Origin of the sequence: Roseivivax sediminis, assembly GCF_900112685.1 — a bacterium.
GTDB classification, from domain to species: Bacteria; Pseudomonadota; Alphaproteobacteria; order Rhodobacterales; family Rhodobacteraceae; genus Roseivivax; species Roseivivax sediminis.
The window spans coordinates 30900-52616 of sequence record NZ_FOMS01000020.1; the positions used below are offsets into that span (position 1 = coordinate 30900).

The window sequence follows — 21717 nt, forward strand, 5'->3', positions numbered from 1 at the left end:
CCATCCTACGGTCCGTGGTGCCTGACAGCCTGTTCGGTGAAGAAGCAGTGGCGCGGCATCTGCCCTACCTCTCCGCGCGCGAAGACGATCTGATCCTGACCCGGCAGGGCGATCTGCTTGCCTCAGCGGTGATCGGTGGCATCGACAGCTTCACGGCTGAAACCTCGGAGATCGAGGCGCTGACGAACGGCTTTGCTCGCCTCGTCGGGCAACTCGGTGAGCGGTTCGGCTTCTACGTGAACAAGGTCACTATCCCTGCCTCTATCGAACTTGCGAAGTTTGATGATGACGGTTTCGCGGCCAATGTGGATCGGCGCTGGCGCGAGGCCATCGAAGAAAAGGACTTGAAGCGGCGGGTGCTGATCCTGACCGTCGCTATTCGTCCGAGCGCGACGCAAAAGCTAGGACTTGGGAAGGCAGTCAGGTCGGCGTTCGAGCAAGACCTGGCGGAGCGTAAAGAGCGCATCGGTGAAGCGATGGGCCTTTTGCAAGCCATGTACCACAGCGTCGGCTTCCGGCGGCTCCGCGTGTCGGACGGTGATTGGCTGGGGTATTTCGGGACCATCCAGGGGCAGGAATACCAGCCCATGCACGCGATGCCGGGGCAATTCCTGTCAGCATCCATGACCAACACGCAATACCTGTTTCGGCGGAAGAGCTTCGTCATCGACAACGGGATGAAGCGCCGGTTCGGCGCCATGTTCGGGGTGAAAGCCTATCCGAGCAAGACGATGGCGAACGTCCTCGACGCACTCGAACTTCCCTACGATATCGTCATCACGAACAGCTTCACGCCGGTTCGGAACAACGAGGCAGAAGAAAAGATAGGTCGAGTCGCCCGGCAGATGGGGGCGACCGAAGACGCAGCTCAGTCACTGCGCGAGGGTCTTTACGAGCTTCGCGATGATGTGGCGTCCGGCAGGAGCGTTCTGGGTAAGCACCAGCTTACCATCATGGTGACGGCGGACTCTGAAAAAGAGCTGGAAGAGGCTGCTTCCGAGGTTTGGCGTGCGGGGCAGGACTCCGGTGCAACGCTGACGCGCGAGAGCTTTGCCTGCCGACCGATGTTCTACAGTCAGGCACCGGGAAACTGGAACTACCGCATTCGGGCGTCGCTCATCACGTCGCAGAACTTCTCTGAGTTTGCCGCCTTTCATGCGGCCAGCGCGGGGCGTGATAAGACAAGAAGTCCATGGGGCGAGAATATCACGGTGCTGCCTACCGTCTCGTCGTGCCAGTACCGGTTCAACTTCCATGAGCCCGGATCGCGCACTGCGGAACCCACATCCGGGCACACCCTTTTTGTGGGACGGCCAGGCTCGGGCAAAACGCTTGGGACAGCGTTTCTTGTGACCCAAGCGCGCCGCGTGGGCGCGCGCGTCGTGGTGTTCGACAAAGATTTGGGCCTCGAAATGGCCGTGCGGGCAATGGGGGGGACATATAGCTCCGTTCGGATCGGTCAGCCGACAGGGTTCAACCCGTTTCTGACCGAGACGGACAATCGCGGCGCGGCGTGGCTCACCGATTGGGTGGCCGACATACTATCGAGGAACAATCGCCCATTAGAGACCTATCAGACCGTCGCACTGAATGACGCGATCCGCCGCGTGGTGTCGGCCGAGCCGGAGCTGCGTAGCTTCTCCGCTTTGGCGTCGGCAGTGAACCAGACCGATGACGACGGGGATCTCGTCTCGAGAGTGCGCGAGTGGACTTCGGGCGGACGGTTTGGGTGGCTCTTCGATGAAGAGGCCGAGCACGGCATCGAGGTTGGCGAGGATGTTGTCGGGATCGACATGAGCGAAATCCTCGACCTTGGAACCGAACGAACAGCCCTTCTGGCATACCTCTTCCGGCGGATCGAGCGTGTGATCGAGGATCGCAGGCCGACGATCCTGGTCATTGATGAAGCGTGGAAGATGCTGAACGACGAGATGTTCGTGAAGCGGCTCCACGAATGGCTCGTCACCATGCGGAAAAAGAACTGCGTGGTGATGATGCTGACCCAGACGCCGGGCCACCTCGCGGAGTCCAGCGTTGGGTCGATCATTTCGGAAATGGTCTCGACACAAATCCTGTTCCCAAATCCGTCCGCCCATCCGGAGGATTACCGCATCCTGCGGCTCAACCAGCAGGAGGCGGAGTTTGTGTCGCAAAGCACGGGAGGCATGCGCCTCGCCCTCGTGCGGTCCGCTGGCGACAGCCTTTTTGCAAACTTCGACCTGTCGGGCCTTGGACGGGAGCTGGTGACGGTTCTCGGCGGTGGCGCGAAGGGCGAGGACGCCGCGCCGTTCGATTGGCGGCACAACCCCAACTTCTGGAAGGAAATCGCATGAAAAAGATCGTCTGCATGATCGTGCTGACCGCGACCGTCGCTGGCTGCGCCGGTGGGGTTTCGACAGGTCGTAAATCGCCTTGCGCTGGCAAGTCGAGTGCCGACGGAAGCTACGCCGTCGCCTCCCAGACCACCGCAAGCGGCGGGGTTGTCAGCCGAAACAGCTCCTCGCCCAACCGGATGAGCTTCGCAGCGGGAGCCAGTGATGATTGCCAATTCACCTCTTTCTAAGGGTCGCGTGGTTCGGCATCCGATGGCCTCGCGGCTCGTCGGGGCGATAGGCGTCGCGGCCGTGATGACCTGTTCGGTGCAAGCGCAGGGCGTCCCGATAATCGACGGGTCGAACCTCGCAAACGCGATCTCGCGCATCGCAGAGGGTGAGCGGGATTACGAAAACCAGCAGGAAAAGCTCGAACAGCGGGAAGAGCAGCGCGACCTTCACCAAGAGCAGCTTGAAGCCTTCGAGCGGTTCCTGGATCAGACCACAGGCTCGACTGACATTTCCGGCTTCGAGAGCGGCGCAACAGGGCTTCCCTCGGCTGACGAGACGTATCCTGTCACCGAGGATGACAGCGCGGAGGCCCAAAGGCTCTTCGGAGAAGATGCCGGCGTCGAGCGTATGATTATCGAGACGGCAGCGAAGTATGAGGGCCACGCAGGCGTCTCAGCCGCAGGACTCACGCCGCTTACATGGCGCATCCTATTTCAGTCGCTTATTAAGCAGGAAAGCCGGTTCAACAACGCGGCAGTCTCGCATGTCGGGGCTATGGGGTTTTGCCAGCTCATGCCGGGGACCGCCTCGGACCTGGGCGTAAATCCTCGCGATCCTTGGGAAAACCTTGACGGCGGCGCACGGTATATCCTGACGCAGCTCAACAAGTACGGGCGCATCGACCATGCACTTGCGGCCTACAATGCGGGCCCCGGCAACGTGGACGACTACGGGGGCGTGCCGCCGTTCGAGGAAACTCAGAACTACGTGCGGCGGATCAGGGGATACTTCGATGAGTATCTGAGCATCATCACCGGGAAAGATCAGACCGGAACGTTGGCAGGCGTTGATGGTGCCTCGGCCCAATGGGGCGAATGGGCCGACGCTTCGATGGATTACAGCGGCCGGGTCAACGGTCAGATCGATCAAGCGATGGAGCGGGTCTACGGCCTTCTGCAACAGGCCGAGCCGGCCACTCAAAAAGAAGCCGTCGATCACAACACGTACATGATGGCGGAGCGCGCTCGCCTCATGGCTCTGACCGTTCGCCTGCGAGCGGCGCACGTGAAGGTGGAAGCCGCTCGCGGTCTGAACGACGCAGCTCAAGACCTCCAAAACACTGACTTCTGGGATTACAGCGATGATTAAATGGACCTCCGGAGCTATGCTCCGCCGCCTTGGTATGATGGCGACCGTCGCCGTGGTGTCGCTCAACGCCACAGGGGCAACCGCTCAAGGTGTCCCTGTTATCGACGGGTCAAACCTCGCGAAGAACGTCGAACAGCTTCAACAGGCGTTGCAAGATGCTGAAAATCAGATCGAGCAGATCAACAGGTTGCGGGAGCAGATCGAGCTCCAGATGGAGCAGATCACCAACTTGGAGTTCATCGGAGACTCACTCTCCGGGCTGAACGACATTGCGACGCTCTACAATGATGCCGAGGATCTTCGCGACCGTGCTGCAAAGATCACGGACCTTTCCGGGTTCTCCGACGCCTTGGCGATGGGTGACTTCGATGCGTTGCTAGACAGCCTGCTCGATAGTGAAGTCACGATGGGCGACAAGCACGCCGCAGAACAGATGCAGGACACGTTGGAAACAGCGGGTTTCACGTCCGAGCGCCTGTCCGAGCTGTCTTCTTCGGAAAACCCCCAAGAGAAGACGATTGCACAAACGGCCGGGTCCAGCGCCACGGCGGTAGCTGCCGCACAACTCTCCTACGAGGAGGCCGCGTCCAGCCTCGAACGTGTCAACGGGCTGGTCGACGAGATCGCCAATCAGGAAACGCTCAAGGCAAGCGTCGATCTCAACACCCGTATGGCGGCTGAGACGAATTTCATGCTCGGCCAGATGTGGCGGATGAATGCAGCGGCCGGTCTCGCGCAGGGCCAGTCGGGCGTAAATTGGGCCGCCGAGCAGGCCAAGGAACGCAGCTTCTTCGACTACTCGGGCGTCGAGTGAGCGGCGCGTGTCGCCGCTGAGTCAGAACACGGAGGATCACATGCTCTCTAGGGTGATAATGGTACTGGCGATCGTCGCGGCGGCCAGCGGCGCACATGCGAACGAATATGGTAGCGCGACAGCCGCAGAGTTGACCGAAAGAGCCAAATCCGCCGTCGAGGCCGGACAAGGCGGCGAGCTGCTGGCGATCATGAAGGAAATGCAGCGCCGCCGCATGTTCTTCTTCGAGGGCGATGAAGTTCTGTGCCGAAGAGAGCCGCCGAAGGTCGGCGTCCTGGCGAAACCCGGTTTCAACTACGGGACCGCGCGCACGGCGTATCAGACCTTCAACAAGGCACAGCGGGTGGAAGATCAGGATTGCACCTGTCCGCAGGCCGCGCGGTCCTTTCAGGAGTTCTCGGTGCAGTTTCTCGGGGTCACGCCGGAGCGCATGACCGAAGCGCACATGGCGAAGCTGCGGGAATACAACCAAGATCGGAAAAACACGGTGGCAGACGCCTATCGGACCTTCCGCAACACCAGTTGCCGGGAAGAATACTGATGGCAATCATCGCGGATGTGCTGACGGCAGTGGATGCCACGGCGTCGTCGGTCGGCTCAACGGCCTACAACGATGTTGCGGCAGCCGTCATTCCCGTGTTCCGGGTCGGAGCCGTCCTGCTGGTCGCGATGACTGGTATCAATCTCGCCATTCAGGCGGTGCCGATGACGCTCCGCAATGGCTTGAGCCTGATAACCCGGATCGCGCTCGTCTGGATCTTCCTGTCCTCCTACGCGAATTTCGACGCGATTTATGGTGTACTCGCGGAGACGCCGAGCCAGCTCGGGGGAACGGTCCTTGAAGCCGCCACCGGGGCTACAGTCACCGATCTCTACGGCGGCCTAGATGAGCTTTACGGTCAAGCTCTCGATCTCGGCCAGGCGGTTTCCGAGAACGGCGGCTACATCAGCGGAGCTATGGCTAGCCTCGTGATGTTTGTGATCGCGGCACTAATGGCGACGGTCTCGATCATCGTCATCTGCGCGGCGAAACTGATGATCGCAGTCCTCATAGTCCTGGGGCCGCTGGCGATTGCCTGCACGATGTTCAAGCAATCGGCATCCGTCTTCGAGGCATGGGTGAAGATGGCGATGGGCTTTGCCTTTGTGCCTCTCCTGACGGCGGCAATGGCGGGGTTCACCATCGCGACGAGCGAAATGCTCGCCCCCGATCCGGACGCGGCGGAGACCATCGGGGACATTATTGGCTTCGTGGTCGTGATGATGCTCGGGACCGGGTTGATGTTCATGGTTCCGACACTGGCACAGTCGCTCGCGGCCACGTCCATCGGTCTCGGGGCGGCGGCGGCAGGTACATACCAGCAAGCGAAAAGTGGAGCCTACGGCGCGGCTGCGGGCGGTCGTGGCGCGCTCGAAGGGGCGGCCGGAAAAGCCGCGCCGAACCGGATCACCAGCTCGACAAGTCGGCGGGCCGGACACGCTGTTGGGGCGGGCTCTCTTTCGGCCGCGAAGATGGCCGTGTCGCTGGCTCAGAAATCCGTCGGCAAAGGCGGCAAGTGAGTAGCAAAGGAAGGAGCGTTCATTGAGAGAAGATCACTTCGATACGGATGTCATCATGGCACCGCGTCGTAGCGAAAAGAGGGCGTGGATTGTGGCGAGCGTCGCCGCGGGGCTCTCAGTCGTGATGGCGCTATCCATCGCCATGATGATGCCGCTCAAGACCACGGAAGTGTTCACGGTTCTTGTAGATCGGGACACCGGCGAGGCTGAGCGGGTCATGCAGGTCGAACCGACCGGCATTGATGACGAGCAGGCGGTCAAGGAAAGCCTTCTGGTTTCCTACCTGTCCGACCGGGAGTCGTTCATCAGGGCCGGTATTCAGGAACGGCTGGAAAGCGTTCAACGCCGGTCCGCCGGCGCTGCGCGCCGCTCTTTAATGAGAGTCTGGAACGACGACAGCGATAACGAGCGGTATCCTCCGCGCGTCTACGGTCAAGGCGCCGAAGTGACGGTCAGAGTTAAGACGATCACGTTCCTTGAGCCGAACGTCGCGCAGGTGCGCTACGAGAAGACCCTTCGACTACCACGCCAGGATACCGTCACCCGCCCGTTCGTCGCCGTCATCGGCTTCGAGTTCGAGCCCCGTGAAGAACGGTCGCTCGAACGTGTCTGGGAAAACCCGCTCGGCTTCACCGTGACCTCGTTCAACGTGTCCGCCGAGACGCTGGGAGACTGACATGAAAACCACCTTCGCAATCATCCTATCCGCCTCCTTCCTCGCACTGCCTGCTGTTGCAGAGCGCGCGCCTCAGACGATGGGTCAAGACGCCCGTGTTCGCTCGGTTTGGTATAATCCATCTGACGTGATCCGAGTGGATACGAACCTTCGGACCAATACTGCGGTCGAGTTGGGTCGTGGAGAACGCATCGAGCAAGTGTTGCTCGGTGACTCCGAGGCATTCGATGTTGAGGTCCTGTCGAACCGTCACACGGTTTCGGTGAAACCGGTGATCGACGGCGCACACAGCAACATGACGATCTACACCTCGCGCCGGGTCATCGCCTTTCTGCTCACGGAAGGGCGTAGCCAGACGCCGACATATCGTGTGGCGGTGCAGTATCCCGATGACAGCAAACCCACGAAGACCGTGCAGAGAGATTCCGGCGTGCGCGATACCGGCTACGAGTATTCGGGCGCCGGTCAAGCGCGGCCCTTGGCGGTCTGGAACGACGGCACCGCCACATACTTCGAGTTCCGGCAAGGGGTCCGGCCGAGCATCTTCGCAATCGACAGCAACGGCTACGAAATGACGGTCAATTCGCAGACCCGTAACAACGTGGTCCGCGTCTCGGGGGTGGCTGACGAGTTCACCGTCCGGATTGGAGACGAAGTGATTTGCATCCGTCGAACCCAGGGCGGGCGCACCTCTCAACAAACCATCGTCCGCAGCCTCGCTCAGAAGGAGTTTTGACATGGCCGACAAGCATCAAGCTGATGGGAACCAAGCCGATGAAAGCGGGCTCGAGAACGGTTCGGAGGAAAAAGAGTATGTTGTCGAAGGACACTCTCGGCGGTTCGTGAGTGGCAATAGCTCCACGGGCATCAAGGTCGTCTTCGGGATCGTGGTCGTCGGCATCCTTGCGATGATGGGGTATGCCATGGTCGCCCAAGACGAGACCGGCGGCTCGGTAGAAACGTCGGACGCGCGAGAGTTCCAGAGTGGGACGAACGGCGGTGGTTTTGGCGATATAGGTATGCCTCGGTCCTCGGAGCCGGAGGAAGACGAAGGGTTCGACTTCGGCCCCATTCAGGATCAGCTAGAGGACCAGCGCACGGCGCTCGAAGAGCGCAACGAGAACCTGCAACAGCAGGTTCGACAGCTCCAAGGCAACCTGGCCGATCTGACCGACCGCGCGGGGAGCGAAGACAACGATCTCGTCACAGAGCTATCGCAAGCTCTCGAAGAGACGCAGGAGCAGAATGCCGAATTGGTGGCGCAGATGCGCGACGAGTTCAGCAATCAGCTCCAATCGCTGCAAGCGGAGAACGAAAACCGGATGAACCAGCAGGAGCAACGCTTGGAAGCGTTGCGTCGCGAAAACGAAGCTCTCCAGACGGAGATCACGACTGCCACCGAAGACGCTGCCCAAGAAGCTCGCGATGCTGAGGCTGAGCGTCGGCGACAGCAGCAGCGCGAAGCCGAGCTGGCTGAGCGTCGGCGGCAGCGACAGGAAGAGCTTGAGGCCCGCGTCAACTCCGAGGCGGTGATCTTCGACAACGGCTCCGGCGGTGGCGCAAGCAACTCGGGCAGTAGCGACGGCGCTGCCAGCGGTGCTAGCGAGGCCGTGGCGCAGTTGAATCCGCGTGGGCAATCTCGTGACGGGATTTTGCGCGACTTTGTGAGCAACGGCGGTGGCGGCGGGCCCGTCAGCACCGAGCAAGCGCAACAGATTGCCAATCCGGAAAACACGGTCCTCCAAGGCACCATGATACAAGCCACACTGGAAAATGCCGTGGACTCAAGCCTGCCAGGCAACGTGTCGGCGGTGGTCAACTACCCGGTATGGTCCTTCGATCATTCTCAGGTTCTGATCCCGTCCGGCTCGCGCCTCTTCGGGTCCTACAGCTCGGATGTTCAGATCGGCCAGGGCCGCATCCTCGTGGGGTGGAACCGGCTGGTCACGCCCGACGGTCAGTCGGTCGAGCTGTCGGCGTTCGGTGGCGACCAAATGGGGAGGTCAGGCATCACGGGAAACGTTGATACGAGGTTCGGGACGCGGTTTGGAAATGCGGCGCTCATCTCTCTGATCGGCGCAGGTCCGAGCATTGCCGCCGCTCAGGTTGATGATGAAGCGTCGGCTCAAGTCGCGAACGATATTGGCAACGACCTTTCGGATGCCACGACTTCAGCCGCCGCTCAGTATGCCACCCTACCCCCGACAATCTCGGTGGAACAGGGCAGCTCGATCACGGTCATGGTGGACCGAGACTTGGAGTTCTTCTGATGAACCGCCCTACTCCCAAAGCCTCGTTTCTGGCGAGCTACCTTGCGCCGTTGCAGGAGTACCTTGCCGACCCGAACATGGTCGAAGTCGCGATCAATCCGGATGGCCGAGTCTGGGTTGAGAGGCAAGGCGACAGTCACATGGAAGAGGTCGAACCGCCGCGGTTTCGGCCGAACCACGCGGCTGACCTTGCCAAGTCCATCGCGAGCGATGTGGACGTTCCACTGAGCGCGAAAAAGCCCATCGTCTCCGGCAAGATCGAGTTGGCTGGCGATCCTCTGCGCGCCCAGGTTGTTGCTCATCCGGTGATCGAGGGGGAGCCCTCGATCACCTTCCGCCGCTACTCTCAATCGAAGCTGGCGATTGAAAACATCGGCCTTCTTCATGACGGACTGGTGGATCTCGACCAGAGGCGGCGCGAACGGGCCAAAGCCGTTCGTGAGCTGACCGGAGAAGGTAAGGTGTCCGAGGCGATGCAGCTCTGCATCGAGGACAGGCTGAACGTGGTCGTCTCGGGCGGCACATCGACCGGGAAGACTACCTTCGCGCGCGCCCTGCTGGATATGGTCGATCCGCGCGAGCGAATCGTGACCATCGAGGATGCGTTCGAGCTGTTCCCCAGCCATGCCAACACCGTCTCGATGAAGTCGGAGCGGATACCGGGTTCGGAAAAATCACCGGCGAAGCTCTTGGAGTCGAGCCTGCGGATGCGACCGGATCGGATCATCGTGGGCGAGCTGCGAGGCGGTGAGGCCACGACTTTCTTAGAGGCAATCAACACCGGACACGGCGGGAGCTTTACGACGATCCACGCGGACACGGCTCTGAAGGCGATTGACCGCTTGGCGATGATGGTTCTTGGGACCGGCCTGAACATGGATTTCGAGGAAGTCCGTCGCTACTGCGCAAACAGCATCGACGCTGTGATCCAGCTGGGTCGCGCGGATGGGAAACGCGGAATCGCAGAGATTTTTCTGCCGGGCGCATCCGAGTGAGGGAGGGCTAGTCCATGATACAGAACCTAGATACTGTATGGCGCTACCCTTTGGCAGTGATCGCCGGCCTCATGGCCGGCGGTTACATTGGGGCCATGCTTGCAACGATTTATGGCGCGATCGTTTTCCAAGAGAGTTTGAACAGCATTGGACCGCTTGAGCCGTGGTTCCTTCGGTGGTCGTGGTCGCTTCTTGCCCGCAATCCCGATGCGCTGAACGTGATCTACCTCATCAACGGAAGCGTCGCCTTCGCGCTGGTCGCGGTTGGTGTGGCAGGTGTCTATCGCGGCAGACTAACGAGCTATGACGACGCCCATTTCCAGACCCGGCGCGAGCTGCGGAAGAACCGCATGGTCGCCCCGATCTCGGAGAACGGCTTCGTCTTCGGCAAGACCACTCGCCCAGGACGGAAAGGGTTGTATGTTTCGGCAACACCCGACCGCTTTCCGCATGCGATGATGATCGCTCCGACCGGCCGGGGTAAAGGCGTCGGCTTCGTGATACCGAACCTGCTGCATCACAACGGCAGCGCGATCATTCTCGACGTGAAGGGCGAGAACTTCGAGCAGACCGCCGTTCACCGGCAAAAGGGGCTCGGCAACGCGATCTGGTACTTCTCGCCGTTCGACTACATCGAGACGTCGGACGGACCAACAACCCGAACGCACCGTTTCAATCCGCTTGCTCGCATTGCCGCCATGTCATCGCATGAGCAGCAATACACGGCATTGAACACGCTTGCCGACCAGTTTCTCGTTGTGGAAGGCAACGAGGCCAAAGGCTTCTACCAAGCCGGGAAGCGGCTGTTCGTCGCTTCGGCGCTGTATGCCATTGAGCAAGGTCATCCCAACCTGGGCTTTGCGAAAGAAGTGTTCGGGGGAAGCGGAAATGCCGAAGAGAACTATCGGCAGTATGCCGAGACGACGGACATTCCTACCGTCGCCTCGGCCTTCACCGAGATGGCTGGGTATAGCCAGAAAATCGTTGACAGCTACCGCTCTGTCATCAACGGCGCGGGGTTCGAGCTGTGGGATGATCCATCCGTTGTACGTGCGACGACCGCTAGCGACTTCGATCTCACGTCGTTCCGCCGCTCGGCTCAATCGCTTTATGTCACGATGCAAGCGGAGCACCTAAAGACCCTGGCACCGCTGGTCCGGCTCTTGTTCGCGGAGGCCATCGCATCGCTTCAACGTGCCGAACCTGGATCGGACGAACCCTACACGGTCATGTTCCTGATGGACGAATTTGACCAGCTCGGCCGTCAGCCGTTGGTCGAGAACAGCATCAAAACGATCCGCTCCTTCGGCGGACGGTTCTTCATCATCACTCAGTCGATTGCCGGGCTTGATGCGCCGTCGCTCTACGGCGAAGCTGGCCGCCGCGCGCTCATGGCCGGGGCTGGGGTGAAGGTCTTCATGACGCCTCAAGAGGACCGCACTGCGACCGTTCTCTCGGACATGCTCGGGAAGCACACGGTCGTTTCCAAGACGGAGAGCCAGAGCCGCATCCGGGAGCTGGACGACAGTGCGAATATCAGCCGCCGTAGCGAAGAACGGCCGTTGATTTCGCCAAGTAAACTGCTTCGCTACCCCCTCGACCGGGTGCTGATCCTCCCGGAAGGACAGCACCCCATCCAAGCGCATCACATACGCTATTACGAAGATCACCATTTCCGCAAAATCGACGCAGCCAAAACCGGGCACGATCTGCCCTACCCTCCTTTGCCGGAAGACGAAGGGCCTAAGATCGCGACGCTGGCGCAGGTCACGGAGGCGCAGAAGAAGACGCAGCAGTACGAACGCTTCGGCGCGCGTTATGCGGACCTGGCCGAACGTGCCAAGAACGCCGGCTCCTCGGGAGACGGAGCTGCCGCCAAAAAATCTCGCAGTCGCCCTGCCCGCTCCGCTCAAACTGATCTTTCCCGATTCCACGAGGAGGATGAGGCGTCGAACGCCATTGCGGAAAAGTCGACTGAGGCTGGACAGGCATCACGCAGCAAGGGCTCGGACCGACGGCCTCCGAGAACCGCGCCTACAAAAGTTGCGGTGGATGCAGCGCCGATGCAGAAGAGCAGTCGTCGCGGGCCTCGCCGTCGATCTTCGTGAGGTACACAACGAAAAAGGCCCCGGCGCTCTGACGCCGGGGCCTTTTTCGTTGGGCGGCTTTCATCGCGTTACAGCTCGTGGCCGTCCTCAAGGTCGGCTGTGCGCTCGACGGCATGGTCATGGGACACTTCGGCCTGATGCTCCCGCGCCATATCTTTGTATGCCTCGACGGTTTCCCGCTCGGCCGATGCCTCTGGCGATAGATCCGCTTCGTTGCGCATTTCCGAAGCAACGGCAGCACGAACAGCGGGGTCGCTGATTTCATCCTGTAGCGGCGTACTGTCGCCGTCGATGACCTTCTGCACCTCGTCGTCGGACAGCTCTTCCTCCATGCGGTCTACAAGACTTTCGATGGCCGGAACGTCGGATAGCTGGTGGTGTTTATCAGCGGTCATGATCTGATCGAGCGCCATTTGCTCTTCGAGATCACGCGGAACCCATGTGTCATCAACGATCCGGTGGCCCTCGTCCATCAGCGCACTCAGACGCTCGGAACCGGCCTCATCCAGAGCCTCGGCTCGATCCTGCCACGCTTCGGCCTGAGCGACCGAATGCTCACCTTGGACGGCATACTCGGCCATTTCCTCCGGCGTCGTGTTCATCTGAACCATGAGGTCCGGGTCTTTGGCAAACTCGGCCGTCAGGGCGTCGCGGACATCGCCCAGGTAACTGTCGATCTGGCTTGCGCGTGGGTCTTCGGGGTCCAGGTCGGAGCGCACATGCTGCGCGGATGCGAGTGCGAGGCTCGAGAACATATCGTTCGAAGCGTCGGCCGTCGCGGCGTGGTCCTGAAAGAATGGTTCGGCTTGCGTGGCCTCAAGAAGCTCGGTGCTGGTTCGGGAGAACTCAGCTTCCATCTGTGCCCGCTCGGGGCCGGCGTCCATCGCTTGAATGTTGTCCCATGCCTGCCGCGCGTCAGAGACCATCTGGTCGTGGGCTTCCGTCATTGCGACGGCTGGGTCGAAGTTATCCGGTGGGGCAAGTGTATCCGGTTCAGCCATGAGGCTTCCTCCTTTCTCTAGGGTGTCTGACGATCTGAAAAACGCCTCGGACAGCTTCTCCATGAAGGAGTTGCCGTAACTGGACATTGCCGCGAGTTGACCAAGGCTGGCGTATTGGCGGGCAAAGCCCTGAACGATGCTTTCGCGCCGCTCGCGTTCGCTGTCGGACATTGGGGGAATCGAGGCGTCATCCCCCCTGCCCTTTTCGGCATGGACCGCGCGGTATTCGGTCTCTCTTGGCGCGTGTTCGACGATGCCTCGCGAAAGCCGGTTGGACGCCACCATGTCGATGCCGTGGGATCGAGCGATCTCAGCGTGACGCTCCCGCATCACGTCATAGTTCAGCTCGGACTTCATGCTGATGCTGAGGAAATCACCCCAATCGCATCCAACCTTATCGACCACGAAGTGTGCATGAATGTGGTCGGGGTCTTTATGAACCGCCGCCACATAGCGCCACTGGTCGCCATAATCGCCACTCGCGAACATGGCCTGCCCCCACTCGCGCGCGACCGCCTCGGCCTGCTCGATGTTCGTGCCCTTTGGGAAGCTCAGGATGATGTGGTCGGTATGGCCGCGCTTTGGGGCACCACGCCACGCGGAGGACCAGTCTTCGGCGGCGCGCTCGATGGTGTTTCCTCGTAGGTCTCGATCTACGCCTGCGAAGTTCGTCCAGGTGGCGTGAGCGGCATCCTCGCGAGTGATATACTGAAGCTGGCGCGTCAGCTCCTTCTTGTTGTTGCAGCCGCCAGCCTTGATCCGCTTCACGACCGACTGAGGCGAGCGGCGAGCGTTTCCAGAGAAAGCGCGGATCGCGCGGGACTGAATGCTCTTATCCTGTCGAATACGCGTGCCGTCATCGCCGCTGCGGCTGCGGCGACCAAGCTCATCGAGCGGGTAGCCGATCAGTGCGTCTTGGACGGAAAGCGGCCGATCGCTCACGTGTCATCCCCCGGAAAAGCCGCATTCGCCAGCGTCCGGCGGCGAGCCACGTTGATAAAGGTGGTCAGCGCCTCGACCGTATCGCTCACGCGCTCATCAAGCCTGTGCACGGTCTTTGCATCCCGAGCGTTCCATTTGAGCCGCCCGGAATTGGCGAGTTGAGTGAGCTGGTTCAGATTGCGACCGGCGGCGACAAGCTCTCGGCGGGTCTGAGCAAGAGCATCAATCTCTTCGGAGCGAAGATCGAGGGCTCCCACAGCGTGCCTCATCAGCCGCCGAACGCCATCGGACGGGGTTAAACCTTCGGCGTCTACGAGCGCGCGGAACGCTTCGTGTTCCTCCTTCGTGACCCGAACGTGGATGACTTCGCCATCTGTCGTGGTGTGCCTTGGCACGGCCTGGTGCCGAATGCGCGACACCGCTTGGCGGGATCGGCCAAGCCGTTTGGCGATCTCGCCATCTTTCCAACCCTCGGAAACGAGGCGTTGGATCTCGGCAATTTCCTTAGCGGTGAGGCGTGGCTTTTTGGGCATGTCGAAGCGTTTAAGGAATGTGCTATAAACTTGTATTACACAATACCGTTCCAGCCAACCGACCATAAAGGCCGGTTTTCGCCCCTTCGGGGGGATTTCGCTTGCGAAAACCGGATAGCCTTCATGGTCTCCGTTTCGCGCCCGGTGCCCTCTTGAGGGCACTTAGACAGGGCGCGGTGGTCCGCAGGCCAGGAGGTCGCAATCTCGCACCGCGAGAGCTGCGACCGGGGCCGTCAGCGGACCACACTGCCCCTATATGGCGGATTGGGGCGCGAGAGCGCCGCAGAGACGCCATGAGGGTCATTACGGCTGCTCCGCGCCACAAGGGCGCGCAGCGTCATTTTAGTCGCCACACGGGCAATTCTGAGAGGTAAAACGGCGGAACAACAGAACTGCGGACTAGCGGAAGCGCGGAACCACGGCCACGCGGACAACCCGACCGACAACTTCACGGAACAGCGGATACGCGGAACAACGGAACAACGGAATATCGGAATGCACGATACGCGGAGACGCGGATAAGCGGACGAGCGCAGTAACGGACATGCGGAAGCACGGACTAGCGGAACGGCGGAAACACGGATACACGGATACACGGATACACGGATACACGGAACCGCGTAAAAGCTGACTTACTGACTAGCGGACACGCCGAATAACTGATACTCGTATTAGCGGAAGGGCGGACCCGCACGGAACCGGAACGACGGACGCCCAGAACAGCCGAACAGCGGAAAGCAGGCATCGGAAACCGCTAAGAGGGATCGAGCATGAAAAGTATCTCAACCATGATGATGAAGGGCGGATCGGGAAAGACCACACTGATCCGTGTTCTGGCGTCTGCGGCGTTGGCGAAGAACATGAAGGTGCACTTGATCGACATGGACACCGACCCGCAGGCGTCGGACTGGCCCGAGCGGTTCCGTACCGCCCCCTGGGGCAACTTGGAGAAACCAGAATGGCCGTCTGACAAGTTGACCGTGGCAGGTCCGCCGACGACCATCGAAGAACTGTATGAAATCATCGCACAGAAAGAAGGGGAGGGATGCGATCTCTTCCTCATCGACACCAGACCCGGCGCGCATCAGGATACGGAAGACCTGATCCTGGCAACCGATCTGGTTCTTATCCCGACCCGGCCAGAGCAGGCCGATTTCAAGAAGGCGGAACAGACGGTCGAATGGTTCGCGGCGATTGTGGACACGCTTGAGAACGCGGCGGATGCCCCACAAATGCGAACGGTGCTGACGGCCGTACAGTCGAAGATGATGGCCGTGCTAACCGGCGATCTCGATATTTCCGCCCTCAACCCCCGAGACAGAGAGGTCTTGGACGCCATTGCGTCGCTTCCTCATGCGTCCACCATCATTCCTTACTCGAAGTATTGGATCGAGATTGCCGCTTGGGGCCCGCTAAGTATCGCGGCCGATGCAGCAGCAGCTCAGTCGAGCGGAAAACTGACCGCTCGAAACATGCGAGATCAAATCGCCGCTGCCGAAGCTCTTCTGGACGAGCTTCTTGCGACGGTTCCGGAGCCGGAGGAAGCATAATGGCTAAGACCAAGCCCGTTCGGCGTGTCAGCTATGCAGCAAAGAACCAATCGGAACTCTCCGCGGTGAAGAGTCGGCAAGAGAGTGCACGCGCTTATATATCGTCGGAGGCCGGAAGGGATGAGAAAGCAGCGGCACAGAACGCCGAGCCAACGAAAACGTCGGAGGCCGCCGAGAGCCAAGCGCCGGCGGTGAACCGAAAGCCCAAACGACAAGGATCGACAGAGGTAGCGCAGACACCCGAGGCAGAGACAAAACCCGAGGCCGTCGAGAATCCTGGGCCTTCGCGGCGCGGCGCACAGCGGGCTACGGAGCTTGGGCCCAAGAAGAAGCGCAACGGGTTGGTGCAATGGTTGCCAGCCGAGCGGGCGCAGCTTCAAGCCGTTGCGGATCGGCTCGAAGTACCGTGGCAGGACGTCGAGAAAGCTCTGTTGAAGAATGCAAGAGACCGCTTCAACGGGATGACCGTGCAGCAAGCCGAGACGCTGGGGTCAGAAAGCAAGCATCAACTGGATGCAACAAAAGGGGAGGGCGCTTCTGGTATCAGAGCGAACGCCTTCGCATCGGAGGCCGTTTTCGCTGCCATCCGAACCGGGATGAACGACCGGCTAAATCTGATCTCGGACTACCGTATTGTGTCGGCCGTGTTCCGGCACTTGGCGCTTGAAGCGTTGAAAGAATGGGAGAAAGAGGCGGCGTCGTAGCGCCGCCTCTTTAGCAGCGCACTGGTCCTTACTCGCATGGACCGCTGATCGGTGCTTCAACCTGCCAAGTCACGGCGTCGTCCGAGCTGACAACCGCGAACTCGGTGTTCTCTTGGAGGATGGCAACCAGCGCGGACCACTGATCCGGGTTGGTATCCATTTGCGCAGCCCGGTTCTCAGTCAGTTGAAGGGCAGCTTGCTCTCCGTTCTGAGCCAGAACGACGATCTGTGTCGGCTGAGCCCCAGAGGGCAGGGCGACCGCGAATGATCCATTGGACTTCGGCCCGAAAACTCTATCCGGATCACAGACGAGCTGCACAGCAGCTCCGGAAGCTTCAAGATCATGAACGGAAAGACCCCGTTCAACACTATCGGACCACGCGGCGTCTTCTATGACGAACGGGCCGCTGGATGTCGATTTGTCCCCGCTGTCTGACCCGTTCTGCTGGGCGGTGGCGACCAGCGGCAGAGAACAAAGAGCGAGGGACAAGAATGATGCTTTACACATTGGGCGTCCCTTTATGACACGAAACATATGTTTCCGACATTAGGGCATCACGGCTAGAAAAGAAATAGAGCAGGGCAGGGGCGAGAGAGACCTGGCTGCCAGCCGCGACCACTATAGGGTCTGTGCTCGCAAAACCGTGCCACCTTTAGTCCCGCTGCTCCTATACACCAGCGTCGTCTAATATACACCAGCGTCGTCTAAGCACGGTCGTGCGCCGTCCATCGTCTCGGCGGCATAGACGAGCACTATCGATGCTCCGCAAAAAGGCCGCAGGCTTGACGTACTACTTCCTGTCGCACTTCCCGCGTTTCTAACAGTATTTCATGCCTACAGTTGGCCAACGGTACTAGTTTACCGTTCGGCCAACGTGCCATGCGGTCATGAATCGCTTGCACACTAACAAACGCCTCCTCGTCACCATAGAACGCAATGGAAGGAACAGATGGTGACGCGATCTTTGACAACTTGCGTGTCTCGCCGAGTGCGGCATATAGCCATCCGAAACTCGGGCCTCCGGTATGCAGCTCAGATGCTAACTCGCCTTGAGCGGCCCATCTGTTATAATTGTCTAAGGACGTCGTCAGCTTGTTGCCCTCAAAGGGATTTCTCTGAACATAGCTTTGTCTAGAAACGCCGGGGGCATAAGCCTCTCCCTTACCAAGCTGCTTTGCAAACCAACTAGCGGGCTTGGCAACAAGCCTCTCATACCAAGGAAGATTAATTCCCCACATTGGAGCAGTAAAAACGCTTGCCGCTACAGGCATGCCGCTACTAAGTGATCGGAGCGCAATAGCTGCACCCATTGAATGACCGATCAAGTACCACGGCTCGGGGAGGCCTAGCTCCTTTGCCGATGACACAACCGCAGAAACGTCAGTTTGATAATCTAAGAAGCAGCTAACATGTCCAACATATGGATCCTCAGCGACACGTTGGGACAACCCATGCCCACGCCAATCGACAACTGCAACTGCATAGCCCTCCTCGACAAAATCGGAGACCGCAGCTCCGAACATCTCGATATAGTCTGACCGACCGGGGAATATAAAAACGGTGCCGAGGGTACTGGAAATGTTACTCCACGTGGCGAACCTTAAGTGCACGCCATCGCCAGATTGCAACCAGGAAGCACGACCGTCATTCGGGGCCTCCGATAGCTCACTATGTAGCGGAGCTTCTTTAGTCACCATACGCATCCTCTGCCGATATTCGAGGTTTCCATGACAAGCTCCACAAACCTGTTACTACACTTATACAGACGACTATGGAGAACCCATAGAACCTGCCAGCGCTGCCGAAGCCAAGCGCTAATACTCCAAGAACGCAAGCCATCTTGATTAGCGTCGAACTAAGCTGTCGTCGCATTAAAGCATTATAAGCACCTGTAATATCCGCTGCCACGAATGATTTTAGCAGCCGTTTCGCACATATCATAAAAACACTACAGGTTAGAACTAAAAGTAGAAAGCTTGTAAAAAATGGCGAAGCATCGTCGTGAATGAAACGCCAAGGCTCTTCATGCCATCCGAGTGCGTATTGTGCGTCATGGACAAACCACTTCGTGATTGTCGCAGCATCAGTTAGTAGATATGCTGCATTAACCTTGATTGTTAGTGCAATTAACGATCCCAAGGCCGCACACCGAAATAGGCTTAATAGTATGTGCTCGCCAATTTCATAATCCGATACAGTCGCCAGTTCGCGATAACTTCTTAGAGCAACGATATCGGAAAAGTCGCTCACAACAACATACAAGAGCAGGAGCGAAGAAAAGTATAGCCAATATAGTAAGCCAGAGTACAAGAAGGCTAGAAAGGATACCATGATCGCTGCAGGTGTTGATATCACATCCGGACGCTTTATTGCGACCAGCAACCAGTCTATCATTGACGAGTCAGTCTCGCCATCGAGCAAGGGGAGCAGGTAAACACCCGCCCACTGCAAGAAGAAAATACCGACGGTGCAGACCACGAGAATTAGCTTGAAGGCTAGAGAGTGTTCTACAAGTCGACGTCCCCAGGACTGTGGCGAACTGTTTATAGCGCTCAGCAAACTATTTCGCGATGGTCCTGTCCAACTCTTTAGCGTATCACTGACGCTCATCAAGACCATCGGAAGGAGGATCATTTCTCCAATGATCCAAGAAGGCGACCAAAAGAAACCAACTTGCTTAGGGAAACTATCAGATACTCTATATGTAATATCATGAGTGCCCACGGCATATGCTACGAACCATAGTGTTCCACAGCACACCCAAACGATGATAGGTAATGTTAGTGAAGGTCCTTTAAAAAGCTCGTCCGTTATTAAAGCGAGGTTTTTTGCTTCGCCACGGGGCGTTTCCACATCATTGATCGCATCTGGTGTCTGTCTGTTCTCACGATCAACAACGGTTTCCGGGGTCGGGCTGGCAGCGCGTTTCTCCCGGCGCTTGGACGTCGTTCTCGATTGAGCGGCGGAAAGAGCAACCTGCCATTCGCTGGTCGCATGAGTGTCGCCGCAACCGAAAATTCTAGCGAGCCATCGGATGTTTTGGGCGCTTATACCTTTTTGGTTGTCTTGAAACCAAAGCTGTACTGTTCGCAGCTCAATGCCTGAGCGGTTCTTTCCAATCTGGGATATGGCGCCCGCAAGTTGCTCTGGTGTCCACGGTCCTGGTGGCAAACCTTCGGCATCAACGTCGCGCCCCGCTCCCGCGGCGGCCAAACGCCTCAAAAGCTCCTTGATGTCCGGGTCATCGGTAGGCGGAGCTACATAATATTTACCGTTTACTATCAAGGCTTTGCACGACGGTATTTCGTTCTAATTCGCAACCCTTCGTTGTGTTACGTGATCTAGCAACGTGTCACAAGGCATCCATCGCGCAGGAAAGGTAGTGGCGGTGGTCCGCTTAGTACGGCCGGCGGCCGCGAAAGGTTGCATGGCAACCAAGTGCCCGCGCGCGGTCAGCGTAGGAAGTCCGGGCTTTAGGCTCGGCCGATGGTCCTCAGACCGCACCCCCTACCGATCCTAGTGCCTGAGCGGCCCCGGCGCACCGTCAGGAGCGCCGGAGCCGCCGGGCGCTGAGGCTTCGACTAAGGGACGTCAATGATGCTGCCACCAAAGATGTACGCCTTTCCGGTCTCGAAAGTGTTCGAGCTGCATCGGACGGGCGAAAGGACATTCCTGGGAACTAGGTTCCAATGGAACACCGGACAGTCCGAAGTGGCGTGGGAACGGCCGGATTCATTCAAGGCGGGGACGATCGCGGAAGAGCCGATCCCAGCCGCCCCGGCCGGGCATGAGCCCGGCCCTCGCGGGTTGGGGTCGGCGGCGTAGACGCTGACCCCAACCCGCGAAAAAATGAGCCCCGCCGAAAGCGGGGCTCCTGTAGGGACAGGGAGAGGGGGCCGCTTACGCGGCCTCCTTGGTTTCAACCTCGCCTTTGGACATGATGAAATCCACGGCCTTCTGAGCCTCGGACGCGGCTCGGAAGATCGCGCGCTTATCGTCCTTCATGGCTTGCAGCCAGCCTTCGACATACGCGGCGGACTGGTCGAACTCGGGTTCAACACCGATCTGCACGCCCAACATGCAAGCGCCGATCTCTGCGACCAATTCCTCGAAGGCGTAGGCTTTCCGGTCATTGAACCGCTTGAAGCGTTCCAGCCGCTTGTCGGCGCCGGTCCAGTGGGTCAGCTCATGGGCTAGCGTCCCGTAGTAGCCTTGCGCGGCGTGGAAGGTTGCAATTGGCGGCATGTGGATCACGTCGCGGCGGAGGTCGTAGAAGGCGCGCGGCTGGTCGCTCGTCTCGATGGCCGCACCGGAGCGGGCAAAGAAAGCCTCAAGCTCGGGGTCGGCCTCGGTGCCAAGGTCGCGCGGCGGCTCGGGCCGGATATAGAACTCATCGGCCAAGCCTTCGATCTGGTCGGCGTTGAAAACGCGGTAAGCGCGGCAATAGGGGATGCGCTGCTCGTCGCCGTCCTCGTTCTCCTTCTCAATGGTCCCATATTTGACCACCGTTGCGGATTTCTCGCCCTTGCGGACCTGCCCGCCAAGCTCCTGCGCCTGCCGGTAGGTCATCCAGCGCGCGGACGTGTAGCCCTTCGCGGAAGCGGTCGCCCACAACATCAGGACATTGATGCCGCGATATTCCTCGGCGTTGAACCGCAAGGGCATATGCGCGCCACCACCGCCGCCGGTCCACGGCTTGCGCCACGGCGGCGTGCCTGCCTCGATCTGCGCAATGATTTCGTTGGTAACGTGCTGGTAAACATCGAATTTTGATTTAGCCATTTGTGGCCTCCTTCGTGGTGAGGCGGCGGGGTCTAGGTGCCCTCGTTCCGCCGATGGGCTGCGCCTCGGCCACCTGATCCGACCGAAAA

At 59.4% G+C, this 21717-nt stretch carries 19 protein-coding genes; 13 read left to right on the forward strand and 6 right to left on the reverse strand.

Features of this window, described 5'->3' with window-relative positions; genetic code table 11:
- Nucleotides 1–17 precede the first annotated feature (17 nt).
- Genes F3H57_RS20885 through F3H57_RS20935 form a run of 11 tightly spaced genes read left to right on the forward strand, consistent with a single transcriptional unit; the run spans nt 18 to nt 12115 of the window.
- A complete protein-coding gene (locus F3H57_RS20885) occupies nt 18–2333 on the forward strand; it encodes a VirB4 family type IV secretion/conjugal transfer ATPase (RefSeq protein ID WP_188129786.1) in 2316 nt (771 codons plus the stop codon).
- Nucleotides 2330–2563 (forward strand): hypothetical protein, encoded by a 234-nt coding sequence (locus F3H57_RS20890; protein ID WP_149758688.1) that lies wholly within the window; start codon nt 2330–2332, stop codon nt 2561–2563. Before F3H57_RS20885 ends, F3H57_RS20890 begins: the two co-directional genes overlap by 4 nt.
- On the forward strand, nt 2538–3692 hold the full coding sequence (locus F3H57_RS22910) for a lytic transglycosylase domain-containing protein (protein ID WP_316633890.1): 1155 nt from the start codon (nt 2538–2540) through the stop codon (nt 3690–3692). The genes F3H57_RS20890 and F3H57_RS22910 overlap by 26 nt, the downstream gene beginning before the upstream one ends.
- Nucleotides 3685–4506: a type IV secretion system protein gene (locus F3H57_RS20900; protein WP_149758690.1), complete on the forward strand. Its 822-nt coding sequence runs from the start codon at nt 3685–3687 to the stop codon at nt 4504–4506. The genes F3H57_RS22910 and F3H57_RS20900 overlap by 8 nt, the downstream gene beginning before the upstream one ends.
- Nucleotides 4507–4564: 58 nt before the next feature.
- Nucleotides 4565–5047 (forward strand): hypothetical protein, encoded by a 483-nt coding sequence (locus tag F3H57_RS20905; protein WP_149758692.1) that lies wholly within the window; start codon nt 4565–4567, stop codon nt 5045–5047.
- Nucleotides 5047–6066, forward strand: coding sequence for a type IV secretion system protein (locus F3H57_RS20910; protein ID WP_149758694.1), 1020 nt, complete (start codon nt 5047–5049; stop codon nt 6064–6066). Before F3H57_RS20905 ends, F3H57_RS20910 begins: the two co-directional genes overlap by 1 nt.
- Before the next feature lie 22 nt (nt 6067–6088).
- Nucleotides 6089–6742 carry a virB8 family protein gene (locus tag F3H57_RS20915; protein ID WP_149758696.1) on the forward strand — a complete coding sequence of 218 codons (654 nt, stop codon included), beginning with the start codon at nt 6089–6091 and terminating at the stop codon, nt 6740–6742.
- 1 nt (nt 6743) lies between these two features.
- Nucleotides 6744–7478 carry a TrbG/VirB9 family P-type conjugative transfer protein gene (locus tag F3H57_RS20920; RefSeq protein WP_149758698.1) on the forward strand — a complete coding sequence of 245 codons (735 nt, stop codon included), beginning with the start codon at nt 6744–6746 and terminating at the stop codon, nt 7476–7478.
- 1 nt (nt 7479) lies between these two features.
- Nucleotides 7480–9012: a TrbI/VirB10 family protein gene (locus tag F3H57_RS20925; protein ID WP_149758700.1), complete on the forward strand. Its 1533-nt coding sequence runs from the start codon at nt 7480–7482 to the stop codon at nt 9010–9012.
- Nucleotides 9012–10007, forward strand: a complete 996-nt coding sequence (locus tag F3H57_RS20930; RefSeq protein ID WP_188129787.1) for an ATPase, T2SS/T4P/T4SS family — start codon at nt 9012–9014, stop codon at nt 10005–10007. Before F3H57_RS20925 ends, F3H57_RS20930 begins: the two co-directional genes overlap by 1 nt.
- Before the next feature lie 14 nt (nt 10008–10021).
- Nucleotides 10022–12115: a type IV secretory system conjugative DNA transfer family protein gene (locus tag F3H57_RS20935; RefSeq protein WP_149758702.1), complete on the forward strand. Its 2094-nt coding sequence runs from the start codon at nt 10022–10024 to the stop codon at nt 12113–12115.
- 68 nt (nt 12116–12183) lie between these two features.
- Here F3H57_RS20935 and F3H57_RS20940 read toward each other — a convergent pair whose 3' ends face one another.
- Both F3H57_RS20940 and F3H57_RS20945 read right to left on the reverse strand, forming a co-directional pair.
- Nucleotides 12184–14058, reverse strand: coding sequence for a relaxase/mobilization nuclease domain-containing protein (locus F3H57_RS20940; RefSeq protein WP_149758704.1), 1875 nt, complete (start codon nt 14056–14058; stop codon nt 12184–12186).
- Nucleotides 14055–14657 carry a plasmid mobilization protein gene (locus F3H57_RS20945; RefSeq protein WP_149758706.1) on the reverse strand — a complete coding sequence of 201 codons (603 nt, stop codon included), beginning with the start codon at nt 14655–14657 and terminating at the stop codon, nt 14055–14057. Before F3H57_RS20945 ends, F3H57_RS20940 begins: the two co-directional genes overlap by 4 nt.
- A gap of 704 nt (nt 14658–15361) precedes the next feature.
- Between F3H57_RS20945 and F3H57_RS20950 the strand changes: the two genes are divergently transcribed.
- Together F3H57_RS20950 and F3H57_RS20955 are read left to right on the forward strand one after the other, a co-directional pair.
- Nucleotides 15362–16141, forward strand: coding sequence for a ParA family protein (locus F3H57_RS20950; protein ID WP_149758708.1), 780 nt, complete (start codon nt 15362–15364; stop codon nt 16139–16141).
- Nucleotides 16141–16845, forward strand: coding sequence for a hypothetical protein (locus tag F3H57_RS20955; RefSeq protein ID WP_149758710.1), 705 nt, complete (start codon nt 16141–16143; stop codon nt 16843–16845). Before F3H57_RS20950 ends, F3H57_RS20955 begins: the two co-directional genes overlap by 1 nt.
- A 28-nt stretch (nt 16846–16873) precedes the next feature.
- Here F3H57_RS20955 and F3H57_RS20960 read toward each other — a convergent pair whose 3' ends face one another.
- The 4 genes from F3H57_RS20960 to F3H57_RS20975 all read right to left on the reverse strand — a co-directional run bounded on the left by F3H57_RS20960 (nt 16874) and on the right by F3H57_RS20975 (nt 21628).
- Nucleotides 16874–17353, reverse strand: coding sequence for a hypothetical protein (locus F3H57_RS20960; RefSeq protein WP_149758712.1), 480 nt, complete (start codon nt 17351–17353; stop codon nt 16874–16876).
- Between the two features lie 245 nt (nt 17354–17598).
- Entirely contained in the window at nt 17599–18549 is a 951-nt protein-coding gene (locus tag F3H57_RS23020) for an alpha/beta hydrolase (protein WP_149758714.1), read from the reverse strand.
- A complete protein-coding gene (locus tag F3H57_RS20970; RefSeq protein ID WP_394349848.1) occupies nt 18533–20131 on the reverse strand; it encodes an RcgA family putative transporter in 1599 nt (532 codons plus the stop codon). Before F3H57_RS20970 ends, F3H57_RS23020 begins: the two co-directional genes overlap by 17 nt.
- Nucleotides 20132–20746: 615 nt before the next feature.
- Nucleotides 20747–21628, reverse strand: a complete 882-nt coding sequence (locus F3H57_RS20975) for an ArdC family protein (RefSeq protein ID WP_149758718.1) — start codon at nt 21626–21628, stop codon at nt 20747–20749.
- Nucleotides 21629–21717: the final 89 nt, after the last annotated feature.